1 protein-coding gene is annotated in these 2,370 nt (G+C 62.6%); it reads left to right on the forward strand.

Features of this window, described 5'->3' with window-relative positions; translation table 11 throughout:
• Positions 1 to 2,365 (forward strand): KGGVGR-motif variant AAA ATPase (locus ACY5KJ_RS16130; protein ID WP_462203742.1); only part of this gene is annotated, 2,365 nt, incomplete at its 5' end.
• Positions 2,366 to 2,370 lie beyond the last annotated feature (5 nt).

Here is a 2,370-nt window from a genome sequence, read left to right on the forward strand (position 1 = left end):
TTTCGACTCCAGAGGGGGTGTCGGAAGATCGACATCGCTCGCCTACACTGCTCTGTTGCTAGCCCGTGAACACCGAATGCTCTGCCTCGATATGGATCTTGAGGCGCCTGGTCTTGCCGCACTCTTCGACGTGGAGCGCGAAGTCATGCCAGGAAAGGGTGTTGTTCCGCTTCTACTGGAGGCGGACATAGCCGGCGAAATGCCTGATGTCACCGCCCATCTGCTGCGTGCTCATCCCGAACGGGAACTCTATCTTCTGCCCGCCGGATATCCGGATGCCAATTATGCGCGCCAGCTCGCTCAGCTCGACCCAGCGGCATGGTACCGTGAGGAAAATAATCCACTCCGCGCGCTCATCGGCGCCGTCCGTGACCTCCATATCTCGCCGCAGATTGTTCTCATAGATTCAAGGACCGGGATCAGTCCGCTGTCGGCACCTCTTCTCTTCGATCTGGTCGACATAGCTGTCGTAACATTCTTCCCGCATCTGCAGGCACGGGTGGGAACGCGGGCGCTGACGCGGGCGCTTCTGGCGGCCAGATCCGAGCGGGCCTACACTCCTGAGCCCCGTTTTCTGGTGAGCCCGGTTCCGGGCGCGGGCGCTCCGGAGACTCGTCGGCGATACGAGGACCGGGCGGCAGGCTGGATCTTGGAATGGCTCTCGCCGGCGGTGGTCGAAGGCGGGGATCCAGCGTTCCCGGAGGTTGACGAGCTTGTCCACGTCCTCGGTTACAGCGAGGACATCGCGGGATCTGATTCCGTAGTTCCCGAGACCGGCATCGATGCTTATTCGCCCGTCGGGGAGTGGATCGCAGGGTTCGTTCCGCAGTCGGCGGCAGCCGAGCGGGACGGCGCAGCCGCCATGGCCATCCCGCCGCCCGGTTCAAAAGCCGGTGCCCTGGCTGAGATCCACTTCTCGACGGGCACCGCGGAGGCTCAGTCCGACGACGAGTTCCAGGAGACCTTCCTACGCACAGAAGTTGTCGGCCGGGCCGCCCGGGACGACGTGCCCCTGATACTTGGCCGGAAGGGCACGGGGAAGACCACCCTGTTCCGCAGCCTCGCCGCGGACGGGAACATCGTGGTGACCAGCCCTCCGCGGCTGCCGATGAGAAGACCCTGGATGCCGTCCAGCGGGACATACCGAGCCATCGGCGAGGTCTTGGCGGACCGGGGAGACGACTGGCGCACGGCGTGGATGTTGCTTATCGGGGTCGTGATCCAGCTGACCAGTGGGCGCCCTCGTCGGCCGGTGCCCGCGTTCGGTGGACTCACCTGTGACTCCAAGGACGAGTCGCAGTACAACGAACTTAACCTCGTCCAAGATGTACGCAAAATGCTTTCCATCGAAGACGCTGGACTCGTCGGCTGGCAGTGGATTCGGGACCTCGACGCGGATGTTGCCCGGGGCACATTTCTTCTTTTCGACGGTCTTGACACTGGGTTCGGTCTCACTCCTGCCGACCTCACTCGACGGCGGGAAAGTGTGGGGGGACTGCTGTCCCTGTTGTCCGAGCGCGGTGACGAGCTGGTGAATCTTCGGATGAAGATCATGCTCAGGGAGGACATCTGGCGAACCGTTCAGCTACCGAACAAGTCACATTTCTTCGGTCGCGACGTGACGTTGTCCTGGGCAAACCAGACCGATTATCTCAAGGTGGTCGTCAAGCAGGCGCTCCGGGCGCCGGCCGTCGCTGATCTCGTTCGTGAGAGGGCGCCGGAACCCGGGCTGCAGCGCTTTTTGCCGGAGCTGGTCGAGAGGTGGCCGCAGCCGCAGGTGCTCAATGCGTGGCGCGTGCTGGTTGGTGAGCGGATCTCCGGCGGCAAGACCGCTTTCACGTACAACTGGGTATGGCGCCGACTTTGGAGTCGAAATGAAATAACTTGCGCGTTTCGAACCCTCCACAGGCCTGTGACCTGCGATGATGCTCTCGATCACGTATTTGTTACTTCATTACGTCCCCTTTCGGACAGCAATGGAAACCACTCGCCACGCTCGCTTGTCCGGCTTTTCCACCTCGCCGCTGACCGAGAGCGGCGACTGTCGCTGGCACCGCCCTACTACGAGCGCAGCCTGATACGTCCCCGGGCGCTCGTGGAGTCGCTGGATGACATCAGTGAACAGGAAATCGACTCCCTGCAGGACGAGTTTGCCGAGCTCGTTCCCTTGTTCGATGCCCTCCGGGGGATCGGACGTACGCCGTTTCCGGCGCGAGAGCTGGAGGTCGACTCGGACGTCGAGAACCTCGGGCTGGAGGTCGGCCTCCTCGGCATCGATCTTGGTACCCGCGATGGCACCGAGCGATACCGCGTCCCGGAGCTGTACCGAAAGGCACTCGGTATGGGGCGTAAGGGGACGGAATGAAGTAA

It is taken from the genome of Frankia sp. CcWB3, from assembly GCF_977927595.1.